General features: G+C 47.6%; 29 protein-coding genes. 20 read left to right on the forward strand and 9 right to left on the reverse strand.

Annotation, left to right across the window (positions count from 1 at the left end):
• The first annotated feature begins 1 nt into the window (after nt 1).
• The 3 genes from HZ996_06950 to HZ996_06960 are packed head-to-tail and all read left to right on the forward strand — an operon-like array spanning nt 2 to nt 5,903.
• Entirely contained in the window at nt 2–706 is a 705-nt protein-coding gene (locus HZ996_06950; GenBank protein ID QTN38885.1) for a DUF2807 domain-containing protein, read from the forward strand.
• A 49-nt stretch (nt 707–755) separates the two neighbouring features.
• Complete coding sequence (locus HZ996_06955; protein ID QTN38886.1) at nt 756–4,136, forward strand: methylmalonyl-CoA mutase family protein; 3,381 nt, start codon at nt 756–758, stop codon at nt 4,134–4,136.
• Nucleotides 4,137–4,145: 9 nt separating this feature from the next.
• Nucleotides 4,146–5,903 carry a response regulator gene (locus tag HZ996_06960; GenBank protein ID QTN38887.1) on the forward strand — a complete coding sequence of 586 codons (1,758 nt, stop codon included), beginning with the start codon at nt 4,146–4,148 and terminating at the stop codon, nt 5,901–5,903.
• Here the strand turns inward: HZ996_06960 and HZ996_06965 are convergent.
• The 4 genes from HZ996_06965 to HZ996_06980 all read right to left on the reverse strand — a co-directional run bounded on the left by HZ996_06965 (nt 5,900) and on the right by HZ996_06980 (nt 7,935).
• Nucleotides 5,900–6,316, reverse strand: coding sequence for a hypothetical protein (locus HZ996_06965; GenBank protein QTN38888.1), 417 nt, complete (start codon nt 6,314–6,316; stop codon nt 5,900–5,902). The genes HZ996_06960 and HZ996_06965 overlap by 4 nt on opposite strands.
• Nucleotides 6,313–6,897, reverse strand: coding sequence for a 5-formyltetrahydrofolate cyclo-ligase (locus HZ996_06970; protein ID QTN38889.1), 585 nt, complete (start codon nt 6,895–6,897; stop codon nt 6,313–6,315). Before HZ996_06970 ends, HZ996_06965 begins: the two co-directional genes overlap by 4 nt.
• A 26-nt stretch (nt 6,898–6,923) precedes the next feature.
• Nucleotides 6,924–7,130: a hypothetical protein gene (locus tag HZ996_06975; protein QTN38890.1), complete on the reverse strand. Its 207-nt coding sequence runs from the start codon at nt 7,128–7,130 to the stop codon at nt 6,924–6,926.
• An 82-nt stretch (nt 7,131–7,212) separates the two neighbouring features.
• Nucleotides 7,213–7,935 (reverse strand): hypothetical protein, encoded by a 723-nt coding sequence (locus tag HZ996_06980; protein QTN38891.1) that lies wholly within the window; start codon nt 7,933–7,935, stop codon nt 7,213–7,215.
• Between the two features lie 257 nt (nt 7,936–8,192).
• Between HZ996_06980 and HZ996_06985 the strand changes: the two genes are divergently transcribed.
• The gene (locus tag HZ996_06985; GenBank protein QTN38892.1) at nt 8,193–8,765 is read left to right on the forward strand and encodes an NAD(P)H-dependent oxidoreductase; all 573 of its coding nucleotides are present in this window, start codon (nt 8,193–8,195) and stop codon (nt 8,763–8,765) included.
• Here the strand turns inward: HZ996_06985 and HZ996_06990 are convergent.
• Nucleotides 8,762–9,322 carry a hypothetical protein gene (locus HZ996_06990; protein QTN38893.1) on the reverse strand — a complete coding sequence of 187 codons (561 nt, stop codon included), beginning with the start codon at nt 9,320–9,322 and terminating at the stop codon, nt 8,762–8,764. The genes HZ996_06985 and HZ996_06990 overlap by 4 nt on opposite strands.
• Nucleotides 9,323–9,383: 61 nt before the next feature.
• On the reverse strand, nt 9,384–10,850 hold the full coding sequence (locus HZ996_06995; GenBank protein QTN38894.1) for an SDR family oxidoreductase: 1,467 nt from the start codon (nt 10,848–10,850) through the stop codon (nt 9,384–9,386).
• 165 nt (nt 10,851–11,015) lie between these two features.
• Here HZ996_06995 and HZ996_07000 point away from each other — a divergent pair, with 165 nt between their 5' ends.
• The 6 genes from HZ996_07000 (at nt 11,016) to HZ996_07025 (ending at nt 15,582) form a co-directional block, all read left to right on the forward strand.
• Nucleotides 11,016–11,207 (forward strand): hypothetical protein, encoded by a 192-nt coding sequence (locus HZ996_07000; protein QTN38895.1) that lies wholly within the window; start codon nt 11,016–11,018, stop codon nt 11,205–11,207.
• Nucleotides 11,204–11,830 (forward strand): CoA pyrophosphatase, encoded by a 627-nt coding sequence (locus HZ996_07005; protein QTN38896.1) that lies wholly within the window; start codon nt 11,204–11,206, stop codon nt 11,828–11,830. The genes HZ996_07000 and HZ996_07005 overlap by 4 nt, the downstream gene beginning before the upstream one ends.
• Nucleotides 11,831–11,878: 48 nt before the next feature.
• Entirely contained in the window at nt 11,879–12,679 is an 801-nt protein-coding gene (locus HZ996_07010; GenBank protein ID QTN38897.1) for a 1-acyl-sn-glycerol-3-phosphate acyltransferase, read from the forward strand.
• Between the two features lie 87 nt (nt 12,680–12,766).
• Nucleotides 12,767–13,504, forward strand: a complete 738-nt coding sequence (locus tag HZ996_07015) for a hypothetical protein (GenBank protein QTN38898.1) — start codon at nt 12,767–12,769, stop codon at nt 13,502–13,504.
• 3 nt (nt 13,505–13,507) lie between these two features.
• The gene (locus HZ996_07020) at nt 13,508–14,530 is read left to right on the forward strand and encodes a methylamine utilization protein (protein ID QTN38899.1); all 1,023 of its coding nucleotides are present in this window, start codon (nt 13,508–13,510) and stop codon (nt 14,528–14,530) included.
• 161 nt (nt 14,531–14,691) lie between these two features.
• The gene (locus tag HZ996_07025; GenBank protein ID QTN38900.1) at nt 14,692–15,582 is read left to right on the forward strand and encodes a MerR family transcriptional regulator; all 891 of its coding nucleotides are present in this window, start codon (nt 14,692–14,694) and stop codon (nt 15,580–15,582) included.
• Here the strand turns inward: HZ996_07025 and HZ996_07030 are convergent.
• Nucleotides 15,579–15,998 carry a PAS domain S-box protein gene (locus tag HZ996_07030; GenBank protein QTN38901.1) on the reverse strand — a complete coding sequence of 140 codons (420 nt, stop codon included), beginning with the start codon at nt 15,996–15,998 and terminating at the stop codon, nt 15,579–15,581. The two genes, HZ996_07025 and HZ996_07030, sit on opposite strands and share 4 nt — an antisense overlap.
• Before the next feature lie 212 nt (nt 15,999–16,210).
• On the opposite strand from HZ996_07030, the gene HZ996_07035 reads away from it, so the two are divergent.
• Genes HZ996_07035 through HZ996_07080 form a run of 10 tightly spaced genes read left to right on the forward strand, consistent with a single transcriptional unit; the run spans nt 16,211 to nt 23,540 of the window.
• Nucleotides 16,211–16,717, forward strand: a complete 507-nt coding sequence (locus HZ996_07035; GenBank protein ID QTN38902.1) for an RNA polymerase sigma factor — start codon at nt 16,211–16,213, stop codon at nt 16,715–16,717.
• 7 nt (nt 16,718–16,724) lie between these two features.
• The gene (crtI, locus tag HZ996_07040) at nt 16,725–18,221 is read left to right on the forward strand and encodes a phytoene desaturase (GenBank protein QTN38903.1); all 1,497 of its coding nucleotides are present in this window, start codon (nt 16,725–16,727) and stop codon (nt 18,219–18,221) included.
• Nucleotides 18,205–19,041: a phytoene/squalene synthase family protein gene (locus tag HZ996_07045; GenBank protein QTN38904.1), complete on the forward strand. Its 837-nt coding sequence runs from the start codon at nt 18,205–18,207 to the stop codon at nt 19,039–19,041. The genes crtI and HZ996_07045 overlap by 17 nt, the downstream gene beginning before the upstream one ends.
• Complete coding sequence (idi, locus tag HZ996_07050) at nt 19,038–19,574, forward strand: isopentenyl-diphosphate Delta-isomerase (protein QTN38905.1); 537 nt, start codon at nt 19,038–19,040, stop codon at nt 19,572–19,574. Before HZ996_07045 ends, idi begins: the two co-directional genes overlap by 4 nt.
• A gap of 7 nt (nt 19,575–19,581) precedes the next feature.
• On the forward strand, nt 19,582–19,992 hold the full coding sequence (locus HZ996_07055) for a 6-carboxytetrahydropterin synthase (GenBank protein ID QTN38906.1): 411 nt from the start codon (nt 19,582–19,584) through the stop codon (nt 19,990–19,992).
• The gene (gene folE / locus HZ996_07060; protein QTN38907.1) at nt 19,952–20,689 is read left to right on the forward strand and encodes a GTP cyclohydrolase I FolE; all 738 of its coding nucleotides are present in this window, start codon (nt 19,952–19,954) and stop codon (nt 20,687–20,689) included. The genes HZ996_07055 and folE overlap by 41 nt, the downstream gene beginning before the upstream one ends.
• A 1-nt stretch (nt 20,690) precedes the next feature.
• Nucleotides 20,691–20,864 carry a Lacal_2735 family protein gene (locus tag HZ996_07065; protein ID QTN38908.1) on the forward strand — a complete coding sequence of 58 codons (174 nt, stop codon included), beginning with the start codon at nt 20,691–20,693 and terminating at the stop codon, nt 20,862–20,864.
• Complete coding sequence (locus tag HZ996_07070) at nt 20,864–21,565, forward strand: SDR family oxidoreductase (GenBank protein ID QTN38909.1); 702 nt, start codon at nt 20,864–20,866, stop codon at nt 21,563–21,565. Before HZ996_07065 ends, HZ996_07070 begins: the two co-directional genes overlap by 1 nt.
• A 5-nt stretch (nt 21,566–21,570) precedes the next feature.
• Complete coding sequence (locus tag HZ996_07075) at nt 21,571–22,236, forward strand: flavin reductase (protein QTN38910.1); 666 nt, start codon at nt 21,571–21,573, stop codon at nt 22,234–22,236.
• Nucleotides 22,233–23,540, forward strand: a complete 1,308-nt coding sequence (locus HZ996_07080) for a deoxyribodipyrimidine photo-lyase (GenBank protein QTN38911.1) — start codon at nt 22,233–22,235, stop codon at nt 23,538–23,540. Before HZ996_07075 ends, HZ996_07080 begins: the two co-directional genes overlap by 4 nt.
• Before the next feature lie 10 nt (nt 23,541–23,550).
• Here the strand turns inward: HZ996_07080 and HZ996_07085 are convergent, their stop codons facing one another.
• Together HZ996_07085 and HZ996_07090 are read right to left on the reverse strand one after the other, a co-directional pair.
• Nucleotides 23,551–24,207: a phospholipase gene (locus HZ996_07085; protein ID QTN38912.1), complete on the reverse strand. Its 657-nt coding sequence runs from the start codon at nt 24,205–24,207 to the stop codon at nt 23,551–23,553.
• The gene (locus HZ996_07090) at nt 24,208–24,747 is read right to left on the reverse strand and encodes an NUDIX hydrolase (GenBank protein QTN38913.1); all 540 of its coding nucleotides are present in this window, start codon (nt 24,745–24,747) and stop codon (nt 24,208–24,210) included.
• Nucleotides 24,748–24,796 lie beyond the last annotated feature (49 nt).

The raw sequence follows: 24,796 nt of genomic DNA on the forward strand, positions 1-24,796 counted from the left end.
CATGAAGCAATACCTAGGATTCATAGCTTTTTTAGTCATCTTTTCGGGATGCCAAAAGAGCGTTGAACCCTTGGGAACGCTGACCTTGGTCGATCGGCCCATCGAAGAGGAGTTCGATGCCGTGTATGTTGAAGGCACCACAAACGTACGCTACACTCCTGCGGATTCAGTTCGGATCACTACCGAAGCCTATCCGGGAGATCATGAGAATATCATGACTCAGGTCGTAGGGTCGTCTTTGATTATTGAAGATGAAGAAGGAGCATATCCAGACATCTATCGGCGCGTACACTTGGAATCGCTTCCTCCGCGAAGATTTCTATACGCCGGCTCCGGAGATGTGGAGCTCGTCAATTTCCCTTTTCAGAATTTAGCCTATCAGATTGCCGGCACAGGCGACGTAAGTATAACGGGTATCGGGAATTCCTTCGAGGGCGTCTTTTCCGGAGCTGGCCAACTCTTGATGACCGGGGAAGGCGCGGTGCTTTCGGTTAATCACCAGGGCCCCGGAACAGTGGACGCACGCGATCTAATCGTCGAAAGCTGCAAGGTTGAGGTCAACGGACCTGGCGACACGTACATTCATGTCATTTCGAACATGACCATCATATTCAATGGTACAGGAGATGTCTACTACACAGGGCCCGTCACTCAAATCGTTGCCATTTACAATGGAAGTGGAGAATTGATCCGCTTGCCCGAGTAAGTCAACTGCCCTCATTTGAGGTATATTTGTACCACTAAACACTACACACATGCAAATAGCTGCACCTTACAAACCCACCAACAAGGTTCGGATCGTGACGGCAGCCAGTCTTTTTGACGGGCACGATGCCGCCATCAATATCATGCGTCGCATCATTCAAAGTACAGGATGCGAGGTTATCCACCTCGGCCATGATCGATCGGTTGATGAGGTAGTGAATACCGCGATTCAAGAGGACGCCCAAGCCATTGCAATGACCTCTTATCAAGGCGGGCACACGGAGTACTTCAAATACATGTACGACTTACTTCAAGAGCGCGGTGCTGGTCACATAAAAATCTTTGGCGGTGGCGGTGGCGTTATCTTGCCCGAAGAGATTAAAGAACTCATGGATTACGGGATTACTCGTATCTACAGTCCAGATGACGGCCGTGAATTGGGTCTGCAAGGGATGATTAACGATTTGGTGCAGCAGAGCGATTACCCTGTTGGCTTTAGCCTCAATGGAGAGCTGAGTCACCTAGACACACGCGACCCTAAATCCATTGCACGCCTCATTTCTGCCGCGGAAAACAACCCAGAAGAGAGCCGCGCTACTTTGGATGAAGTCGAGCGCCTTGCGGCGCGATCCATAACTCCGGTCCTCGGAATCACCGGAACGGGAGGAGCTGGAAAGTCGAGCCTCGTTGATGAATTGGTTCGCCGATTCTTGTTGGACTTCGAGGATAAAAACATTGGAATCATTTCAGTTGACCCATCGAAACGCAAGACTGGTGGTGCCTTGCTGGGAGACCGAATCCGGATGAACAGCATCAATCACGAGCGCGTCTATATGCGCTCTTTGGCCACACGCCAAAGTAACTTGGCTCTTTCCAAGCACGTGCAAGAGGCTGTAAACATTCTTAAAGCAGCAGAATACGATTTAATTATCCTGGAGACTTCTGGGATTGGACAAAGTGATACGGAGATTCTAGATCACTCAGATGTATCGCTATATGTCATGACGCCGGAATACGGAGCGGCCACCCAGTTGGAGAAAATCGATATGCTCGATTTTGCCGATGTCATTGCCCTGAACAAATTTGACAAGCGCGGTGCTTTGGATGCCTTGCGCGATGTCAAAAAGCAGTATCAGCGCAACCACAATCTTTGGGACCAGGATCCGGACAGTATGCCGGTCTTCGGAACGATTGCCAGTCAGTTCAACGATCCGGGGATGAATGAACTGTATCGAGTTTTGATGGGTTTGGTCGATGAGAAGACGGAAGCTAGCTTGAAATCGAGCTATGCGGCCACCAAGGAGATGTCTGAGAAAATCTTCATCATTCCACCCAAACGTACGCGTTACCTAAGCGAGATTTCGGAGAACAACCGAAGCTTTGACGACTGGGTTAATGATCAGGCGCGGGTTGCCGAGGAACTCTACGGAGTCCACGTGGGCATTGAGTCCTTGAAGGCCTCAGCTTTGGAAGATAAAGATCGCCTGATCAAGGGGCTTCAAGAGCGTTTCGAACAGGTCAAACTTGATTTGGATCCACACAATTGGAAGCTCATCCAAGACTGGGAGGAGAAAAAGAAAAAGTATAGCGAGCCGGAGTACATCTTCAAGGTTCGGGATAAGGAGATCCGCATCCAGACGCATACAGAGTCGCTTTCACATACTCAGATTCCTAAAGTAGCCGTTCCTCGCTACGACGCTTGGGGCGCTTTGCTGAAATGGATGTTGCAAGAAAATGTTCCCGGTGAATTCCCATTCACCGCAGGGATCTATCCCTTCAAACGAGAAGGAGAAGACCCTACACGGATGTTTGCGGGAGAAGGTGGCCCAGAACGTACCAATCGCCGGTTCCACTACGTGAGTTTGGATATGCCTGCTAAGCGCTTGTCCACGGCCTTTGATTCGGTCACGCTTTACGGTAACGATCCAGATCGACGCCCGGATATCTACGGTAAAATTGGAAACTCAGGGGTCAGCATCTGCTGCCTGGATGATGCTAAGAAACTCTACAGCGGGTTCGATTTAGCCGATCCCAAAACGTCGGTTTCCATGACCATCAATGGCCCAGCACCAATGTTGTTGGGATTCTTTTTGAATGCCGCTATTGATCAGCAATGCGAAAAGTATATTCGAGCCGAAGGCTTAGAAAAGGAAATCGAAAAGAAGCTGGAATCCATCTTTGCAGCGCAAGGAGTAGAACGTCCTCGTTATCAGGGGGATCTTCCGGAGGGAAATGACGGACTCGGGCTCATGCTCCTCGGGGTCACTGGAGACCAGGTCTTGCCTCAAGAGGTGTATCAGCGCATCAAAACAGATACCTTAAAGCAAGTACGCGGGACCGTTCAGGCCGATATCTTGAAAGAGGATCAAGCTCAGAACACGTGTATTTTCTCTACGGAGTTTGCCTTGCGATTGATGGGAGATGTGCAGCAGTACTTCATCGAGCAACAGGTCCGAAACTTCTATTCGGTATCTATTAGCGGCTACCATATCGCTGAAGCGGGAGCGAACCCCATTACTCAGCTGGCCTTCACTTTGGCCAATGGATTCACGTATGTAGAGTACTACTTGAGCCGAGGAATGGACATCAATGCCTTTGGGCCCAACCTGTCGTTCTTCTTCAGTAATGGAATTGATCCAGAGTACGCCGTCATTGGCCGCGTAGCTCGCCGGATTTGGTCCAAGGCGATGAAGCAGAAATACGGCGCCAACGCACGCGCCCAAATGCTGAAGTATCATATTCAGACTTCGGGCCGAAGTCTTCATGCCCAGGAGATTGACTTCAATGACATCCGGACGACGCTTCAGGCACTGTACGCGATCTACGACAACTGTAATTCGTTGCACACCAATGCCTATGACGAGGCCATTACCACGCCTACGGAAGCGAGTGTGCGCCGAGCAATGGCTATTCAGCTCATCATCAATAAAGAACTGGGCTTGGCCAAGAATGAAAACCCACTGCAGGGAAGTTTCATCATTGAAGAGCTCACGGATTTGGTTGAAGAGGCTGTGCTCATGGAGTTTGATCGCATCACGGAGCGCGGCGGTGTGCTCGGTGCTATGGAAACCATGTATCAACGAAGCAAGATTCAAGAGGAATCTCTGTATTACGAGACACTCAAGCACAATGGTACTTATCCCATCGTCGGGGTGAATACCTTCTTAAATAAAGAAGGATCGCCTACGGTTATTCCAGGGGAGGTTATTCGAGCTACTCAGGAAGAAAAGGAGTATCAAATTGCCATGCTGGGTCGTTTACACGAGCGTCATTCGGGTCAGTCCGAAGAAGCTTTGAAGCGTATCCAATCGGCCGCACTAGAGAACCAGAATATTTTTGAAGAATTGATGGAGGCGACCAAGCACTGCTCCCTTGGGCAGATCACGGAGTCGCTCTTCCAAGTAGGAGGGCAGTACAGAAGGAATATGTAACTTCCAATTATGCTAGTACGCCTGTTCAACGCACTCGCGGGATCTGCTCACGCCTTCTCGATCCATGCTCGGATCTTGAACATGACCCTGTTTGTGACAACGTTCTTTACGGCCCTGCTGTCGGCTCAGAGCGTGGTTGAAGGATTGGATCCAATGCTTTCGATCATTGTTGGAAGCCTATCCGTAGTATTTGCTTGTCTGTACTTCTTTGCCCGAGTTCGGGGATACAACCGAATCGTAACGCCAATATTCATTGCTATTGGTTTGATCTCGATCTCCGGACTTTATTTCCTGAGTGATGGAATCAACGGGGATGTTCCGCCATATTTTGTTTTCAGCTGTATCCTCGGTGTAAGTCTCGTCAAGCGGAAGTACTATCCCTACATCATTGCCATCAATGCCTTGTCTTTTGTGGCTTGCTATATGCTCGAAACGACTTTCCCAGAGGCTATTACGAGTTATGCCACAGACGAATTAAGACATCGTCAGATTCTATATGCCACCACGGCGCTCACTATTTTCTCTGGAGCGGCCTTTGCTCTTTTTAAGAACAACTACGACGGCGAACGACAGATCGTCCGAAAACAGAATTTAGAGTTGCAGCGGACTCATCAAAATCTGATTCGGGCTAAAAATGAAGCCGAAAAGGCAGGACAAGCTAAGTCCGAGTTCCTCTCCACGATGAGTCACGAGATCAGGACTCCTTTGAACGCCGTAATTGGAATGAGCTATATTCTCCAGGAAGAAGATCCTCGTCCGGACCAATTGGAAAACCTGAACATTCTGAAATTCAGTGCGGAGAATCTTTTGTCTTTGATCAATGATGTACTGGACTACAGTAAGATTGAAGCGGGAAAAGTCGTCTTTGAAGAAGCCGAATTCCATCTTGATGAGTTGCTGCACAGCTTGGAGCAAGCACATTCATTAAAGGCGGAAGAAAAAGGCGTTCGATTGAGTTTAAAGCGTGCAGAGTCCGTTCCTCAAGTGCTGATTGGGGATTCTACCCGTGTGACTCAAATCTTGAATAATCTTCTATCGAATGCGGTGAAATTCACTGAAGATGGAAGTGTTGACCTCAATATTACTTTGAAGGACCGGCACCAGGACCAAGTTCGGGTCATCTTTACCGTAGTCGATTCTGGTATTGGTATTGCTGAAGAGCGACAGGGCGATATTTTCGAAATCTTCACTCAGGAGGATAATTCGACTACGCGGAAATTTGGAGGTACAGGGTTGGGATTGGCCATAACTCGTCAATTGGTTGAACTGATGGACGGCAAGATTTCCCTCCAAAGTGAACAAGGGAATGGGTCTACCTTTAGAGTTGAACTTCCACTCAAAGTTGGTCGCGCTTTTGAATCCTCAGCAAACCAAGAAAGCACAGAAGAGAAACCACTAGCGGGCAAGTATATTCTACTGGCTGAGGATAACCCAGTAAATGTCATCGTCGCCGAAAAGATTCTGAGTAAATGGGGCGCTGAAATAAACGTGGCGAAAAACGGAGCCGAGGCCGTGACAAGCTGGGAGGAACGAAAGCCAGATGTCGTTCTGATGGACCTCCGAATGCCTGAAATGTCAGGAATAGAAGCCACGGCCATTATTCGCGAAAGGGAATCTGGTGCGGGGCTTAGGACCCCAATCATAGCTTTGACGGCATCCGCTATGCTCGATGAGCAGAACGAAATCTTCACCGTGGGGATGGACGAATACGTTTCAAAACCCTTTAACCCGGCTGAACTTCTCGGAAAAATCAACAAGCATCTCTAATCTGAGATCGGACGTCTCCAGATCAATACGGTCATACCCATAAGGCCTATGATCATGGCGTGCAGAAGCCCTGTAGACAATGACCAAAGCCAAGGGTTCTGCTCTTTGAGTGCGGTCCAGTCATAATGTACGGTGCGCTCTAAGGATAGGTTAAAGCCTTGTGTCAGAAGGGCATGCCCCCCGGCAATAAGAAGGGCAGCCATGACCATCACGAGCAACAGCCCAGAACGAATGGACCAATCCGTTTTCGGACGAATTTTTCGGTAGCCAATATCCAGAACCCAAATAGCTACAGTGAAATAGCTGAAATAGGCAATAGTTCGAACCCACGGAGTCCAGTGCCATTGAGACGTTCCCCAAAGCCAGATGAGGACCCAAAGGGACAAGGCTAGAGACAGCAATAGCCTTCTCATGAATCTATTGAGCTGAATCCACTGGGACGGACCAAACCGGTCATGGGTATGTCCCATTCGTTTCGAGGTATGGGTTGCCCGCTCATTTGTTCTTCAAAACAAAGCCCCCATACTTCAATACCCTCTCGAACTTGTTGAAGAAAGCGATCATAGAACCCTCCTCCATATCCCACGCGAGTTCCTGCTTCATCAAACAGTAGTCCTGGGGCCAGAATCAAATCCATCAATCGGGGATCGATTTCTTTGGTCCTCGGAACAGGTGAGGCAATTCCCATTGGCCCTTTCTCTAAATCGTCATCCAGGTTTTTAATCTGTCTTGCTTTCATTTTTCCGGGTCCACTGATCTGAGGAACGCAGAGCGTCTTCCCGCGGTCGAGTAGTTCTTGGGCCAAGAGCCAAGTATCAACTTCGGACCGATAACTCAAGTAGAGAAAGATGAAATTGAACCGCTTTAAACGCGGATGATCCAAGACGTGTTCTGTGATGGAAAGGGATCCGGATTCATGCACTTCAGGTTCCAAATCGTCCCGTAGGGACATGGCCTTATTCCGAAGAAGGGTACGGTCGAGTTGGAGGGGCATGAAAACGTTTTCTTAAAAATAGCGCTTTAAGAAAACTCCGGCAAGATGTAAGATTGTATGCCGCGGTCGAAAAAAATTGGAGTTCCATTTTGTCGGAGGCGGCTGGCCATTCGCTTGATGGTTCGTTCGGAAAGGTTTAGCCGGTTGGCCGCTTCTCGAGGAGTCCCTGTGGCTTGAAGCTGGGCAAGGCGTTTGAAGGCGTCGAGTTTTTGCGTGTACGTAAAGTAGTCCATCTTTTTTAGGGTAAATCTAGATGGAGCAGTGGTCCTATGCCAGTCCTGTGCCGCACGATAGCAGTCCGGAAATTGCCCGATATCAATCGTTCCAGGGCAAGCGTTGGTTCTCGGTCCATTTTATAAGCCTCAGGAGCCATCGGACACGGCCTTCGGGAACCTCAATAAAATGGCCGATTTCAGCGATGCGCTGATCTTGGGATTCTATCAGGGCTTCCTTTTGGGCTTGTTGGTGAAGTTCTTCGGCAAAAGCCCAGGCGCCGTCTCGGGCAGCATTGATGCTGAACTTGGCTAGCCATTCATCAGAATTTTTCATCCATCGATCCAAAAGACCGAACAGCCAGCTGCGCCTAGCTATTTTATCTTGACTTTCGTCAACTCGTGCGGCGAGGAGTTCGTTGATTCGATCGAAATCTTTTTTTAAGGAATTTATGGGTTGGTCCTTCATGACTTGAGAGGCGGCAATCCCCAGATCGAGATTGATGTGTGCGTTCATGCCCAGCATAAGATACTGCAAGAGAATACTGCGGCGGGCCCGATCAGCATCAAAAGCGACGCGCCAAGATTCCGTGCAGGGGTCTCCGCTTTGATAGCTGTTGTAGGCGTCCAAATAGCGCTGGGCAAATACAACATCCAACTCTTCCATGCGTGCGTTGTCTTCGAAGCGTTGCTCTGCAATTCCACGAGCGACATCCGCTGTGACCTGTCGATAAAGTGTGGCAAAAAAACCATGCGCCGACTGGTCTGCGCTACTCCGAGCTATGATCTCGTCTAGTTCGTCTAAAACCTGCTGAATGTTCTTCAAGAGTTGACTTTTGTCATTACCAATTCCCGTAATTCCTTATACATTCGTTAAAGTAATCAATAGAGATTACATCACATACGTTAGGTGATTCGTGCTGCAAGGACGGGCCTGGAGGCCAATGGCGAACTCAAAAAAGATTTCTTGCACGCGGATGAGGACACGGGCCCTTCACAAGTTGATCGGCCCGCGCCCTTTTTATCGGCCCGTAGGGCCAAGCGCTTCTTCCTTTCTTTATATCTTCCGGAAAAACCTGAACCATGGTCATTACAGTGTTCTACGGATCCACCCGTGACAAAAGACAAGGCCTCCGTGCTGCGCTATTTCTGCAGACACAACTTCGCGAGCGCGGACATGAAGTAAACCTTATCGATCCGCTGGAAAAGGAGCTTCCACTGCTCCGAAAGATGTATAAGGAGTATCGCGATGAACCGGCGCCAGAGCCTCTTGAATCCATTCATAACCATTTGGAAGCTTCGGATGGGTTTGTCTTGGTTTCGGCGGAATACAACCACAGTATTCCTCCTGCTTTGAAGAATGTGCTGGACCATTTTCAAAAGGAGTATTATTTCAAGCCAAGCTTATTGGTCACCTATTCGGCAGGTCCCTTTGGGGGGATCCGAGTGGAGCCTCATTTACGGGCTGTTACCGGTGAATTGGGAATGATCAGTATTCCGTCTTCCTTGCCGATAAGCAAGGTGGGGCAGAGCTTCGACGAGGAAGGGCAGGCCTTAGATGAGGCTTATATACGAAGAGCTGATCGGGTACTGACCGAATTTGAATGGTACCTCAGGGCGTTTAAGAATGAACGAGCTGAAGGAACGCCCTACTAATTCAAGTAGATGTTCTTGAAGATCTGGTCTTCCTGCGTGTGGAGCAAATCGAGGTATTCAATTTGCTTGACGAGAAACTGCTGCTTTTGCTTGAAGCTCAACTGAATCAATCGAAACTTGTCTTCCGCACTCAAATTCAGGCTGGAAGCAATAGAGTAGAGGTCGACCGTGGGTAGATAATCGTAGCCTTCTCGAGTATTTCCGCGATTGAGTTCGAACTCTTTGAATCGCTCCAGTAGTTCTGTTCCTACTGATTCCTCAGATTGCAGACGAAGATTCCGGACAACGCCGCCGGGATAGAGTCGATCCTCCAATTGATCTTCTATCTTGAGCATACGAACAACTTCGGTGGCCTCTATGAGGATGTCGCTTTCTCCACCCACATAGGTCTTGACCACTTTGCGAACCTTGACGCGGGTTCCTAAATGCGTGGTTTTTCCGTTTTGAACGTAGGGTATTATAAAGACGCGATCGCCCGAAAGGACGTCGTGTAGGAGCTGTTTGTACCGGGGTTCAAATAAATGTAGATAGGTTTGTTCTCCGGGTAAGAGAAACATGCCTAAAGGAAAACATGGTGTATGAAGTTCATCCTGATCCACGTATCGGGAACAACATTCTTCACGAATGGTTCGCGTCTGGCGTGCTTCTTTTTGTGCTCAGGGCATCGATCATTCCGTTGAAGACGAAATAGTGGAAGGGGAGTACGGCATACCAATAGAGTCTACCCAGAAGCCCCCACGGACGAAAAGTGGCTGTCTGTTCCAAAATTTGATTCTCCCCGTCCTGAATAATCTTCCATTCCAACCAGGCCTCTCCGGGCAATTTCATTTCTGCATAGAGGAGCAACCGGATGCGCTGTTCGTCCGCAATCAGAACACGCCAGAAATCCAATGCGTCTCCTTCCCACAAATCCTTCGCGCTTCGACGTCCACGCCGTAATCCGACCCCGCCAACAAGTTTGTCTAAAAAGCCTCTAAAGCGCCAAAGGGTGTTTCCGTAGTACCAGCCCGTTTCGCCTCCGATGCTCCAAATATTCTTCTTTACGCTTGGCCCGGGTTGATCCAAGACCCGTACCTTTTTATCGATAAAGCATCCGTAGGTCGGAACTTCCACATGCTCGTGCAGGTCGTCTCGTTCCAGACTGCTTGTCACCGCATCTTTCCAGCTGCTTACTACCTCGTTCTGCTTGATGCGCTGGAAGGCCAAATCAACAGCTTCCTTGTAGTGAAGTCGCTTACCGGGAACGAATTCATCTAGGTTATTCGGTTCCGCGACCACCTCAACTTTCATGGAGTCAACGAGGTTAATGGCCAATTTATAACTGGTGCGCGTCACAAAATACAGCCAGTAGGAACTGAGTTTAGGAGTCATTACCGGTACCGTCCAGATCCATCGCTTCATCCCGCGAACCTCCGCGCATTGCAGCAGCATTTCTCTGTAGGTTAGAATATCGGGTCCTCCAATGTCGTAGCTGTTTCCATAGGTTTCTTCCACGCCCAAAACCCCGCTGAGGTAGGCCAGCACGTCTCGAATCGCAATGGGCTGACACCGCGTGTTGAGCCATTTGGGAGCGACCATGGCCGGGAGTTTTTCTACTAGGTCCCGAATGATTTCGAAGCTCGCGCTGCCGCTGCCCACAATGATCCCTGCCCTTAAGGCGGTGAGTTTGGCCCTGCGGGCCGATGAAAGAATCCGCTCGACATTCTGACGACTCTCTAGGTGGTCAGAAAGCTCCTGGGCATTGTAGATGCCTCCCAGATATATGAGTTGTCGACAACTGGTGTCGTTGATGTAGTCAATAAAGTGGTGGGCCGACTGTTCTTCGAGATAGGCAAAGTTGTTGGTACTGCTGGTCATGCTGTGCACGAGGTAGTACGCGGCGTCGAATTCACGCGGTAGGTCGGGCTGATCAAGTGGTCGTAAAAAGTCAGTCTCAAAAACGTGGACTCGGTCTTCCAAAAATGGAGAGAGCATGAGTCGATTTCGACTTCGCACAAAACAGTACACTTCGTGGCCTTGTCGAACCAAGCGATCCAACAAACGCCGACCTATGTATCCGTTTGCTCCGGTTAAAACGACCTTCATGCACTTTGAACGTGCTTCTACATACTTAGTTCAGCTTACTCGACGTTGGTGGTTAATAAGATTTAATCGGGGACTTCGAAATCGATTTAATTTTTCGATAAATTAAAGAGCATTTTGGGAATACCTGAATACACGTTCTTTGTCACACCACAAACACTACGCAACATGAATAAAAAGACGTCTCGACTCGAGTACGCTAAGCTCATCCTGCACAAGGTGAGTTTTGATGCTCGATTGTTTCGTAAGGAGCTCAAAAAAAGCCTGACTTGGGTCAGTCGCGAGGAAGCGATCCATTTAAAAGAATGGGTTGTGGCCAATTACAAACATCTGACCGGTGACACACAGTTCGCGGTTTGATAGAACAGCTCAGAACATTACTCAATACTGATCCTCCAGGCTATGAGGCACAAAACCTCTTAGCCTTGGGGGATCGAATACCTCCAAGCCCAGAAGAACTTGCGGACTTGAATGCCCGCCACGCGGGAGTTATGGTCCTTCTTTTTCAGGACCAATCCACCTGGCATACCGTACTCATTAAAAGACCCTCTTATCCCGGAGTACACAGTGACCAAATTGCCTTTCCTGGCGGAAAACACGAGAAGGCCGATCTCAATCTTCAAGAAACGGCGATTCGGGAGACCCGCGAAGAAGTAGGGCTTCTTCCCGAGCGCATCGATCACTTAGGCGCCCTTTCTCAACTTTATATTCCACCCAGTAATTTTCTAGTCCATCCCTTTGTGGGGGTAATTGATGGTCCACGAAATTGGATTCCCGAAGTGGGTGAAGTGGCCGAGGTGATTGAAATGCCTTTGAGCGTGATTATGGGTGCTCAAAATGTGGGATATCATCCGGTCACAACAAGGTACGGCAACATGAAGGTCCCGGCATACCAATATGATGGTCACGTGATATGGGGAGCCACGGGAATGATGCTGGCGGAGCTTTCCGTGGCCTTGGAGCGGTCCGGCTTCAAGGAGTAGCCATGAAAAAAGCTATATCTTTGATGTACTGAATCAAAAGCAGTCCATTTGAAGTTGCGCCATCTGTTTGTTGACCGGTTCGGAAATCCTCTGATTCTCAAGCGGCTGATGATTCTGGTTTTCGGAATCTACACCTACCCTCGCTTCAATATCCGAAACAAGACCTTGATTCGGGGCTCAGAAATCCTGAAAGCCCTGCCCAAGAAAAATGTCCTTTTTGTTTCAAACCACCAGACGTACTACGCTGACGTTGCGGCGTTCTTCCACATTTTTTCCTCGGCCCGATGGGGGTTTCGCAACACCATCAAATATCCGATTTTTCTGCTTAATCCAGTCCTTCGACTGTATTTCGTTGCTGCAAAAGAAACCATGGAAAGCGGTCTGCTACCGCGAATCTTTAAGCTCGCTGGATCCATTTCGGTCAAGCGAACCTGGAGAGAAAAAGGCCAAGAAATTCAGCGCGAGGTGGATCAAAAGGATCCCGACAATATTTCAAAGGCCCTCAGTGACGGCTGGGTTATCACTTTCCCACAAGGCACCACCAAGCCCTTTGTTGCCGGAAGAAAGGGCACAGCGCATCTTATTCGAAACACTAGACCCATAGTGGTGCCTATTACTATTGACGGTTTTCGACGTGCATTCGATAAGAAGGGTATTCTCTTAAAAGGGCGCAATGTTCAGCTCAAGGTCCAGGTCAAGGAGCCGCTGGATATCGACTATGACGCCCCGGTAGAAGACATCCTAGATCAGATCATGCATTCCATTGAGCAGACTCCAGAATTCAACTTGATGGGGCAAATCGGTGATGGGGAAAGCAATGAGCCAGCCAAACGTGACTCTTGGTACTGACCTACACGCAACACTTTTGTACTTTCCCAACGTTACTAAGAAGACACACGTTCTTTTTTAAGAACGATTACTAGATCACTACTCAAAATGAAAAGATTAATTCTCCTCACTGCTCTTTTATCTACTTCGCTTTTCTTCTCCTCTTGCGATAAGGATAATGATCCCGAAGATGGGTCGGTAACCCTTCGCGTTAATTTTAAAGCTCAAGGCAATGACATTGGCTTGAATGAAAGCTTTGCATACAACGGAGCGGACCACCAAGTATCCAAAATTAAAATGTACCTCTCCAATTTGACCTTAGTCTGCGATTGCGGTGCGCGCCGCAGTCTATCCGATGTTGTCTTGGTCGATTCGGAGAACGAGGTTTACACCTTTGATTTCGAAGTTCCACAAGGTAAGTACACCGCATTGGAAATGTCTCTCGGCCTGCCAGAGGATGTAAATGCCAGCGACCCTGCTATGTTTGATGCAGAGCACCCCTTGAGCGCTGTTCAAAACATGTACTGGACCTGGGCGTCCAAGTACCGATTCCTCATTTACGAAGGGCGTGTAGACAGCACGCAGTCCGATAATTTCGACCATCTCCTCGTTTACCATACAGGAACGGATACCCTTTATCGCGAGCTTGAGAGTATAGCGCTGAATTTAGATGTCAGCGGAGAAGGTCAGTATACCATTGACTTGAATTTCGATCTTCAGAATGTCCTATATCGTGCTGAAGATCCTATTGATGTATTTGTCGATGATGCAACCCATACCATGGACAATATGGAGCTCGCACGTCGCATCACTGATAACGCCGCCGCGAGCTTCAGCGTGGAGTAATTGATGAAAGGCGTCCTCTTCTTTGGGCTTGGCATCATCACCTTGTTCGGTTCTTGTGCTCGACGGCCTTCGCCTGAACTAGCACGTCCCGAAATCCCTTCTTCATGGCCTTCCATCTCGGAGGTCGATGATAATCCTTGGAATCCCGAACGGGCTGCCCTTGGAAAAGAGCTTTTTTTTGAGCCGATGCTCAGTCGACAGGGCAATGTCAGCTGCGGAACGTGCCACCAGCCCGATCACGCCTGGACGGTTGAAGAGGCCTTGGTCATGGGAACGGAAGGGACCCGTTTTTTTCGCCATCCGCCTTCGCTTTTAAATGTGGGCTTCTTCACCTCTTGGCACTGGGACGGTGGAACCACGAGTTTGGAAAAGCAAGTGCTTGCCCCTCTGGAGAATCCGGATGAAATGAACATGCGTTTGGATACGCTTCTTTTGCGCCTACGGCGCGATGCCTATTACAGCCAACGATTCAATGGAGTATTCGGAAAGGAACCTGACATGTACGGCATCACCCGAGCATTGGGGGCTTATCAGCGTTCATTAATCTCAGCCCAAAGTAAATGGGATCAAGTCCAAAGGGGCCGAGCTAAATTTTCCCCCTTGGAGCTCAGGGGGGAGGAGTTGTTCCTTTCCGATAGCCTTGCCTGCTCGAATTGCCATACACCTCCACTTTTCACAGACTTAGATTTTCACAATACCGGGATTTGGTCTTGGGGCGATAATGACCCTGGACGATCTAGGGTGACGCTGGACTCTCTTGATCGCGGAAAGTTCAAAACCCCCACCTTAAGAAACCTAGCTTTCACCAAACCGTACTTCCACAACGGTGAGGTGCAAACCCTGGGGGAAGTCCTCGATCATTACGCAACCAAAGGCAATAGCAATCAGCATTTGGATCCTAAAATCAAGGGGTTTCAGCTGAATGTCGAAGATCGAGATGCTCTACTGTCTTTCCTGCTGACTCTGACTGATTCGAATACCATTCGGAACCCAGAACTCCGTATTTCTTCTGTACTCTTGCCTTAAACAAATACTTATTGTCTTTTCAACACTAAGTTAAGGTGTTGATAATCAGAAGGTATTATACTTTTTCACAAGCCAATGTGAACGTTTTTTTTCGATGGTTGTTGGTGATACATAGGCATTTGTCTAATTTTGTTGAACTAAACTTGAACAAAAAAGCGCTGATGGTTACATATTCCATCAAAGATTTGGAGAAATTCTCCGGAATAAAGGCACACACCATTCGGGTGTGGGAGCAGCGCTATGGCCTATTAAACCCTGAAAGAACAGATAGTAACATCCGGTTTTATGATGAAGAGCAGCTAAAGCACTTGCTCAACATCAGTCTTCTCGCCAACAACGGCCATAAGATTTCGAAAATCGCGAAATACAGTTCTGAAGAGTTTAATCAAGAAGTTCGCTCCATATATGAGCGCTTTGAAAACGAAGCTTCTTCAGAGGCGATAAAAGTGAAGATCAATGGCCTTATCATGGCCATGTTGGAATTGGACGAGCTCAAATTTGAGAAGATCTTCTCTACGAGCCTGCTGAAGCGCGGCTTCGAAGGAACCATCCTGGAGTTAATCTATCCTTTTCTTCAGCGCATTGGGATAATGTGGCGCACGGGTGAGGTGAGTTGCGCACAAGAACACTTCATCACGAACCTCATTCGTCAAAAGGTGCTGGTAGCAATTGATGCTATTCCACTCGCGACGGGAGACAATGAAAAATTCCTGCTCTTCTTACCGGAGTCTGAGTTCAATGAGCTCTTGACGCTGTTGTCCACCTATATACTAAAGAGTAAAGGAAAGCAGTGTATCTACTTGGGGCAAGATATCCCTTTTCAAGACTTGAAATCTGTAGCGGAGATAACATCACCGCACGCCTTGATGACCTTCTTAACGGAACCTGCAAGCCAGGAGGAAAGTCAGGAATACATCAATCAATTGGCGGAGACTTTTCCCTCTGAGTCTATTATAATTTCGGGTAATGTATCCTTCTTACACGATCTAGATCGCCCGGGTAACGTAACTATTATTGACTCCCTCCGTCACCTTGTTGAGGTGATCCACTAAGCCTGCATGCGCTTTTGATCATGTTCTTCTTCTGGCCATATGAAGGTGACTTTATGTGGCTTCCCTAGTATATCTGGGGAAAAACCAGCATCTGCCGAGATTTTAAAGGTGTGGCCATCCTTGTGCTGGACTTCCCAGTTTCTAAAAATCTCGTCTTTAAGCTTCATGAAGATGTCGTGCAGATCTTGCAGCCTATCTTGATCATTCTCTGGTACAACCATGAGAAAGGATGATCCGACCATCTCGGATTCCTCGTACCCGTACAAGCGCAAGTAGTTTTGATTGACCGCGGAATAGTTTCCAAGCTCGTTGGTAATACAAATTGCCAAAGGGGTGTTTTCAATAATTGCTGCGAAATCACTTGGGTTCGCTTCCAGTTGTTCTTTAAGGCGTTGGGTTTCTTTTAAATCGATCATGGTTACTCTAATTCCTGGACTAACGAAGTTAAAAATCAGCCATAAAGTTACATATTAAAGTTTCGAAAAGAAATGAAAGAACGTAAGTAGCTGAAAATCAGGGGTAAAAATAAAATGTTTAACAAAGTGTTAAATAAGTTCCACAATCCATGGTGGTTTGAAGTTTCTTGTTTAATTTTGGATTGTAAACGTTAAACAAACCTCTTGAAATAATGACAACTGCAGAATTTGGAAATCTCATGGTTGATCACACGCAATTCCTCAAGCGTCTGGCCATGAATTTGACTAAAGATGTCGAAGAAGCCAATGACTTGACTCAAGATACCTTCCTTAAGGCCATCGCGAATCAAGACAAATACATGCCCGGGACAAACATCAAAGGGTGGTTGTATACCATCATGCGGAATACCTTTATTAATAAGTATCGCAAGCAAAAGTCTCGTAACACTTTTGTCGACAGTACAGATAACAACTACTTCCTAAATCAAAAGGAAGCGAATAAGGAGTCCAAAACTGATTCTGTCGTCAATCAGAATTATTTAATGGAGCAAATCCAATCCGTGGACAAGAACTACGTAGATACCTTTATGATGCACTACGAAGGGTATAAGTACGAAGAGATAGCAGAGATCTTGAACATTCCATTGGGTACCGTAAAGAGTCGAATCTTCTTGGCCCGTAAAAAGCTCATGGAGAAGTTGAAAGACTACCGCTACTAAGAATTACATGTCCCAAAAAGCCATTGTCATAGGATCCGGTTTTGCCGGCTTGTCTGCAGCAACGCACCTTGCTGAGGCGGGATTCGAGGTGACCATTCTTGAAAAGAATAGTCAGCCAGGCGGCCGTGCTCGACAATTTGAAGCCGCCGGTTTCACTTTTGACATGGGGCCTTCATGGTATTGGATGCCGGATGTTTTTGAGCAATACTTTCAGACGTTTGGAAAAAAAGTATCCGACTACTATCAGTTAGAAAGACTCGATCCTTCATATAGGGTTTATTTCGGTGAAAATGATTTTGTCGATTTAAGCGCTGAGATCGAAGAGCTTTTTGACATGTTCGATAGAATTGAGTCTGGCAGTGCCGCGGAGCTTAAGTCATTTTTAAGTGATGCTGCCTATAAATACGAAGTAGGTATTAATGATCTAGTTCGGAAGCCCGGTCGATCCTTGCTCGAATTCGCTGATTGGCGCGTTGCAAAAGGAGTTGTCCAGTTGCAGTTGTTCAGTTCCATTCAAAAGGTCATTCACAAGAAATTCAGTCATCCAAAACTCAGATCCTTACTCGAGTTTCCAGTGCTGTTCTTGGGAGCAATGCCCAAAGATACTCCTGCCTTATACAGCCTCATGAATTACGCTGACATGGTTGGAGGAACATGGTATCCAAAAGGAGGGATGTATGAGATTGTCAAAGCGATGGTCTCATTAGCTGAAGAAAAGGGTGTTCAAATCTTGTGTGATCAAGAAGTTACCCGAATTGCCATTCATGGAGGGCGCGCAAATAGAGTATATACGACCGAACAAGTGTATGAAGCGGATGTATTCGTGGCCGGAGCGGATTACCACCATGTAGAACAGAATTTACTCCCTCCAGAGGGTAGAATGTACAACGAAAAGTACTGGAGTAAGAGAAAAATGGCCCCAAGTAGCTTGTTGTACTACATTGGGTTGGACAAACCTCTTGATGGTGTGTTGCATCATACGTTGTTCTTTGACGAGAGCCTAGAAGAGCACGGCAAGGAGATTTATGAAAACCCAAAATGGCCATCGAAACCTCTTTTCTACGTCAGCGCCGTAAGCAAAACAGACCCTGACAGTGCTCCTGAGGGTATGGAGAATGTTTTTATTCTTATCCCTACGGCACCTGGATTGGAAGATGGGCCTGAGGTGCGAGAGAAATACTTAGAAATCGTCTTGGAGCGGTTAGAGCGGTTGACGGGTCAGAATGTCCGTGACCATATCGTTTATCAGCGCTCCTACGCCCATAAAGACTTTGTTGAAGACTATCACGCCTTTAAAGGCAATGCTTATGGTCTGGCCAACACCCTTGACCAGACAGCCATTCTCAAACCGGCCATGAAGAGTAAGAAAATTAAGAACTTGTACTTTACAGGACAGCTTACTACGCCTGGGCCAGGTGTTCCTCCCAGTTTAATTAGCGGCCAGGTTGTTGCGGGAGAGGTGGTAAAGGACCTAAAAAAAGATTTGGATGAAAGCTTTGTATGATCAAGTCAGCTTGCGCTGCAGTAAAATCGTTACACGCTCTTACAGCACCTCTTTTTCTATGGGGATCCGTTTGCTGAGTTCAGAGCTTCATGATCCTATTTATGCGGTTTATGGATTCGTGCGTTTTGCTGACGAAATTGTCGATAGTTTCCATGATTTTGACAAAAAAGAGCTCCTCGATCGGTTCAGATTAGAGACCTATCAGGCATTGGAGGAACGAATCAGTCTGAATCCCATCTTGAACAGTTTTCAAGAGGTCGTTCATCGCTATAGTATTGAGCGCGAACTCATTGATGCCTTCCTGCATTCCATGGAAATGGATTTAGAAGATCGCGAATATGATCAGAGCAGTTTTGAAGAGTACATTTTGGGATCGGCTGAGGTAGTTGGACTGATGTGCTTAAGGGTTTTCCTCAACGGAGATGAAGCAGAGTACCAAAGACTAAAGGCACCGGCAATGAAGCTGGGTTCAGCTTTTCAGAAGGTCAATTTTCTGCGGGATTTAAAGGCGGATTATGAGAAGCTTGGTCGAAGCTACTTTCCCGACGTAAACCTCGAGATGTTTGACCAAATGAGCAAACAAGAGATCGAGGCTGATATTGAAGCAGATTTTAAAGAGGCCTTAGAGGGAATTAAAGAATTACCGAGAAAAGCGCGGTTCGGAGTATATCTGGCCTACATGTACTATACGCGCTTGTTTGAAAAAATTAGGAACACAGAACCCATGGTCATCATGCAGGAACGTGTTCGCATCCCGAATACAAAGAAGTATGGCCTCATGGTTGGAACCTACTTCCGTTATCGCATGAACTTGCTATGAAGGTAGAAGAAGTCGTACTCGTTGACGAACAGGACCAAGCATTGGGCCGAATGGAGAAAATGGAAGCTCATCGCAAAGGAGTCCTCCATAGAGCATTCTCTGCCTTTGTATTGAACGACCGGGGAGAATTAATGCTCCAGCAGCGTGCTCATGAGAAGTATCACAGTGGTGGTCTGTGGACGAATACGTGCTGCAGTCATCCAAGACCAGACGAACAAGTTCTAGTCGCGGGAGAAAGAAGACTCATAGAAGAAATGGGATTCACAACTCCACTTAAACGTTTATTCAAGTTCATTTACCGAGCTGAGCTAGACAACGAACTCACAGAACACGAACTCGACCATGTTTTGTTGGGTTACTACAATGAAGATCCTATTGTGAATTCAGCAGAGGTCGCAGATTTTCGATGGGTGGGTCTAGACGAAGTGAGCCTTGAGATACAAAGCCATCCAGAACGCTTTACCGAGTGGTTTAAAATATGCTTTGAACCCTTTCATGAGCACATGCAAGAGTTGAGCGGAGCAAGAACTTGATTGATCAATGAAGGTTACAGTACATCGTAAAGCGCATTTCAATGCGGCTCATCGCCTATACAATCCTAAGTTGGACGATGAACGAAATAGACAGCTTTTTGGTAAGTGTGCGAACGATAACTATCACGGCCATAATTACGACTTAATTGTCAGTGTAAAGGGGGAGATTGACCCGGAAACGGGTTACGTCATTGACATGAAGGTCTTAAAGGATATTATCCGCACAGAAGTGGAAGAACCTTTTGACCACAAAAACCTAAATCTGGATGTGCCTGAGTTTGCGGAACTAATTCCGACGGCCGAGCACATTGCCGTAGTCATTTGGCGCAGGATCCGAGCAAGGATCAATGAGCAATATGAACTAAAAGTGACCCTGTATGAAACGCAACGGAATTTCGTCGAATACGACGGAAAATAACGGATACCACAATGGTGCCGTTCGCCTGGCGGAAGAAATATTGACAGTGGTTGAACCAGATGAGGATTTCATTGGGGATAACCATGTAGGAACGAGCAAGGATACTCCGATGCTCGAAGATGCCTTTGATGCAACGGATGAAGAGAAGATCGAGCAGATTGCCTTTCATTTCGGCAAAATCATGGACATCATGGGACTAGATCGTTCCGATGACAGTCTGAAAGGAACTCCTGGCCGTGTGGCCAAGATGTATATCAAAGAAGTGTTTAGCGGTTTGAATCCAGCGAATAAGCCGGAGGTTAAGCTGTTTGAAAACAAATACGGGTACGACGAAATGCTCGTAGAAAAGAACATCACCTTACACTCGTACTGCGAGCATCACTTTGTGCCCATTATCGGGAAAGCGCATGTGGCGTACAAGAGCAATGGGAAGGTGATCGGATTGAGTAAGATTAATCGCATCGTGAAGTACTTCGCAAAACGACCTCAAGTACAAGAGCGCCTAACGGAGCAAATTGCAGATGAGCTAAAACGCGTTCTTCAGACGGAAGACGTGGCAGTAATCATAGACGCGGAGCATATGTGTGTAAGTACCCGCGGGATTGAAGATGTAAACAGCGCAACAGTTACTTCGCATTACAGTGGAGCGTTTAAAACCGAGCGTACACAAAACGAATTCCTTAAATACCTCGACTGATATGTTTGGACTATTCAAATCAGATCCCATCAAGAAGCTAGAGAAAGCTTACAAAGCGAAGCTGGAAGAAGCTCGGGATGTTCAGCGAGGAGGCGACGTGCTTAAGGCCGGTCAATTGACCGCTGAAGCAGAAGAAATTGCCAAGCAAATGGACGAACTCAGAAGCAAAAAGTAATGGCTCATTACCTCATCATAGGCGGAAGTTCAGGGACGGGCTTGAAGGTTGTAAAGGATCTGCTTCAAGAAGGACACCAAATCTGGGCAGCGAGCAGAAGCGAAGGAGGTCTTGAAGGCCTGTCTGGCGTCCACTGGCAGTCTTTTGATGTGACCGATGAAGAAGCTAGTTTAAATGATCTTCCTGAAGTGCTGGATGGATTGGTCTACGCACCTGGGACGATTAATTTGAAGCCATTTCACATGCTCCGCGAGCGTGTTTTTCGCGACGAAATGGAAGTGAATTTCTTTGGTGCGGTGCGCAGTATACAACAATCTCTTCCGCGACTCAAGAATTCGGAACACGCCTCTATTGTCTTGTACAGTACGGTGGCCGTCCAAACTGGGATGCCCTTCCACGCCAGTATTTCATCGAGTAAAGGAGCCATTGAGGGTCTAACCCGTTCTTTGGCTGCTGAATTTGCACCCAAGATTCGCGTGAACGCCATCGCTTTAAGTTTGGTCGACACACCGCTTGCGGATCGGTTGCTCAACAACGATAAAAAACGCGAAGCCAGCTCCGACCGCCACCCACTGAAAAGAGTGGGTAGCACGGAGGATAGCTCCGCAGCCACGCGCTTCCTTCTCGGAACAGACTCGAGCTGGATCAGCGGACAAATAATGCAAGTAGACGGCGGAATGTCGGCCTTGAGACCCCTCTAACCAACATGGACGAACTCAGTTTTACATCGGATGATTTTCCACAAATGGAGCGCAGGTACCGCGCACACTTTTTCAATTCCCTAACTGGATTCAAAAGTGTAAATCTGTGTGGATCGTGCAGCAAGAGCGAAAAGCCCAACCTGGCCATTTTCAACTCGGTATTTCATTTGGGAAGTAACCCACCTTTGATGGGTATGATTATTCGCCCCGCTACGGTGCCCCGTCATACCTTGACCAACATTATAGAGCAAAACGAGTACACCTTCAACCATATCCATGAGGACATCGTGGCTTCGGCGCATCAAACAGCGGCGAAATATACCCGCACACAGAGCGAGTTCGAAATGACGGGTCTAACCCCGTATTTTTCGGAAAATATGAAAGCGCCTTATGTCGCCGAGTCTCGAATAAAAATTGGTTTGCGCTTTCGCGAACGCTACAACATCCAAGCCAATCACACCATCATGATTGTTGGGGAAGTTGTAGAAGTAATTCTTCCCAAGAATGCGGTGGGTATGGATGGTTTTATCGACTTACACGCTGCGGGAACCGTCACAGGGAGTGGACTTGACGCTTACTTGACTACTGAGAAGATCGCCCGCTTATCTTACGCACGGCCCTACGAAGACCTTCGCGAACTCAACTTCAACAAGCAAAATCAGGAGCATTGAGTCCTGTCAATTTTTTCTGGCACCGCCGTGACCTTCGCATAGAAGATAATCACGGATTGTATCTGGCCCTACGGGCCGATGAGCCTACCATCCCTGTTTTCATCTTTGATCGTTCAATTCTCGATAAGCTAGAGGATAAAGACGACGGGCGTGTGACTTTTATTCACAATGAAGTTCTGCGCGTAAAAGAACAATACGAAGAAGCGGGTGGAACTTTGCTCATTGGTTATGGAACGCCTCATGAGGTTTGGTCCAAGTGGCTCGAGGAATATCCCGTCGCCAAGGTATATGCGAATGAGGACTACGAGCCTTATGCCCGTGATCGGGATCGTGAAATAGCCCAATTGTGCAGCGAGAACGAAGTTTCTTTTGAGGCGGTAAAGGACCATGTCATATTCGAGAAAGATGAAGTGGTCAAAGGTGATGGTACACCTTATGTGGTTTATAGCCCATATAGCCGATTGTGGAAGAAGCAGTTGACTGAAGATCACCTTGCCCCGTTCACGTCAGAAAGCAATCTTAGCGGGCTTAATCAGATGCCTCCTTCGCAAGCCATATCCTTGAATGATATGGGCTTTATTCCGAGCTCGCTTGAAATACCCAGTCGAAGGCTAGACGAAGATATTGTATCTCAGTACCACGAGACAAGAGACCTTCCCGCCATGCGTGGAACCACTCGCATGAGCGTGCATCTTCGCTTCGGAACAGTGAGTATCCGATCCCTGACCAAAAGCGCATTAGCGCTTAATGAAAAGTATTTGAACGAGTTGATTTGGCGGGATTTTTACCAGGCCATCATCTACCATTTTCCGCAAGTCGACGGAAAAGCATTCAGACCTGAGTACGATTTTATCGAGTGGGAAAACAACGAGGAGCACTTCGATCGATGGTGCCGAGGCAGAACGGGATATCCCATTGTAGACGCGGGAATGCGTGAGCTCAATGCGACTGGATTCATGCACAACCGAGTGAGAATGATTGTCGCGTCCTTCCTGACCAAGCACCTTTTGATTGATTGGCGTTGGGGTGAGGCCTATTTCGCTCGAAAGCTCATGGACTTTGAGCTGGCCAGTAACAATGGTGGTTGGCAATGGGCGGCTGGTAGCGGTGTGGATGCTGCACCTTATTTCAGGGTGTTCAACCCCGAACTCCAAATGAAAAAGTTTGACCCGAAATTAGCCTATGTCAGGAAGTGGGTGCCCGAATTTCAAGAATTAACCTACACGCCAATCGTCGAGCATAAAATGGCTCGGGAACGAGCCATTAGTCGATATAAAGAGGGAATAGAACGCGGCAGGTCATAATAATCCGTGATTATCCTTTCAATCGTCGATTCAGCCAATCCAAAAGGTCTCTTAGATTATCCGGATTAATGCCGTGAGGCATTGGGTATTCTTTGTAGACTACATCTGCGCCCCAATCTTCCAATCGATCCCGGCTTTCACGTCCACCTTGAACTGGCAAAACTTGGTCTTGCGTTCCATGACTGATGAAAAAGGGCGGAAGTGGAGATCCTGCCGTAGGCAGTTTGCCAATGATTCCAGGCATTAAGTAGGAGCTAAGGGCCATGACCCCAGAGTATTTTTCGGGATCGGAGAGTGCCAAGCCATAGCTCATCATTCCGCCCTGACTGAAGCCAAGAAGAAAGAACTGCTCGGGATCAAAGGTGAAGTGCTCTTCGACCTCTTCAATGAACCCTCGTCCCAACTGTACGGCCTTTTGGGCTTGCTCTGGATCTCTTTTGATGCCGCCATTCGGATCCATTTCCAAGGGCCACCAGGCATAACCACCCCAAGGTAATCGGTGAGGGGCTTGGACACTGATGACCAAGACGTGAGGAGGCATCTCGTTCGCAAAAGTGAAGAGATCGTTCATATCGGCCCCATAACCATGAAGCATGATGACAAGGGGTGGGGTTTTTGCTTTAACGAGTGGTTCGCGTATGCGATATTCAAGGGAAAGTGATTCCATTTAAAATGTTTTGGTATAAGCACCGATGTGCACGCCTGAAGCAGGCCCATCGGGGTATTCTAAGTGTTTCTTAATCGAAAACGTACTGGAGCTAAAGGCCATATCCTCGAATGGAATATTCTCCGGAGAGAAGAAGGCGATTTCTGAGGACTCGGGAGTCAATTCATAATGATCTGAATCCAGTTCCACCAAAAAATGAAGATATACCTGATTGGCGTGCGGCAGGTTATAGACCGCGTGTGGTCTTATAATTCGGCCAGTTGCATGTGTCTCCTCGTGCAGTTCTCGCAGCGCGCCTTCTTCCACAGTTTCACCGTTTTCCAAAAATCCGCTTGGAAGGTTCCAAAGTCCAAATCGGGGTTCGATGTTTCTTCTGGCCAATAAAATGTGTCCTTTCCACAAGGGGAGGCAACCTACAATCATACGTGGATTCTGGTAGTGAATTCGTCCGCAATTTTGGCATACAAAGCGAAGACGATTATCCCCTTCCGGGATGGTGAAATCCAAGCGACTCGATCCACAATGAGAGCAGTAGTTCACAAAAGGTCCTTTGAGGTCTAACTCGTGAGCCGGTTAAAGGTTTTCACCT

It is taken from the genome of Cryomorphaceae bacterium (assembly GCA_017798125.1).
Taxonomy (GTDB): Bacteria; Bacteroidota; Bacteroidia; order Flavobacteriales; family ECT2AJA-044; genus ECT2AJA-044.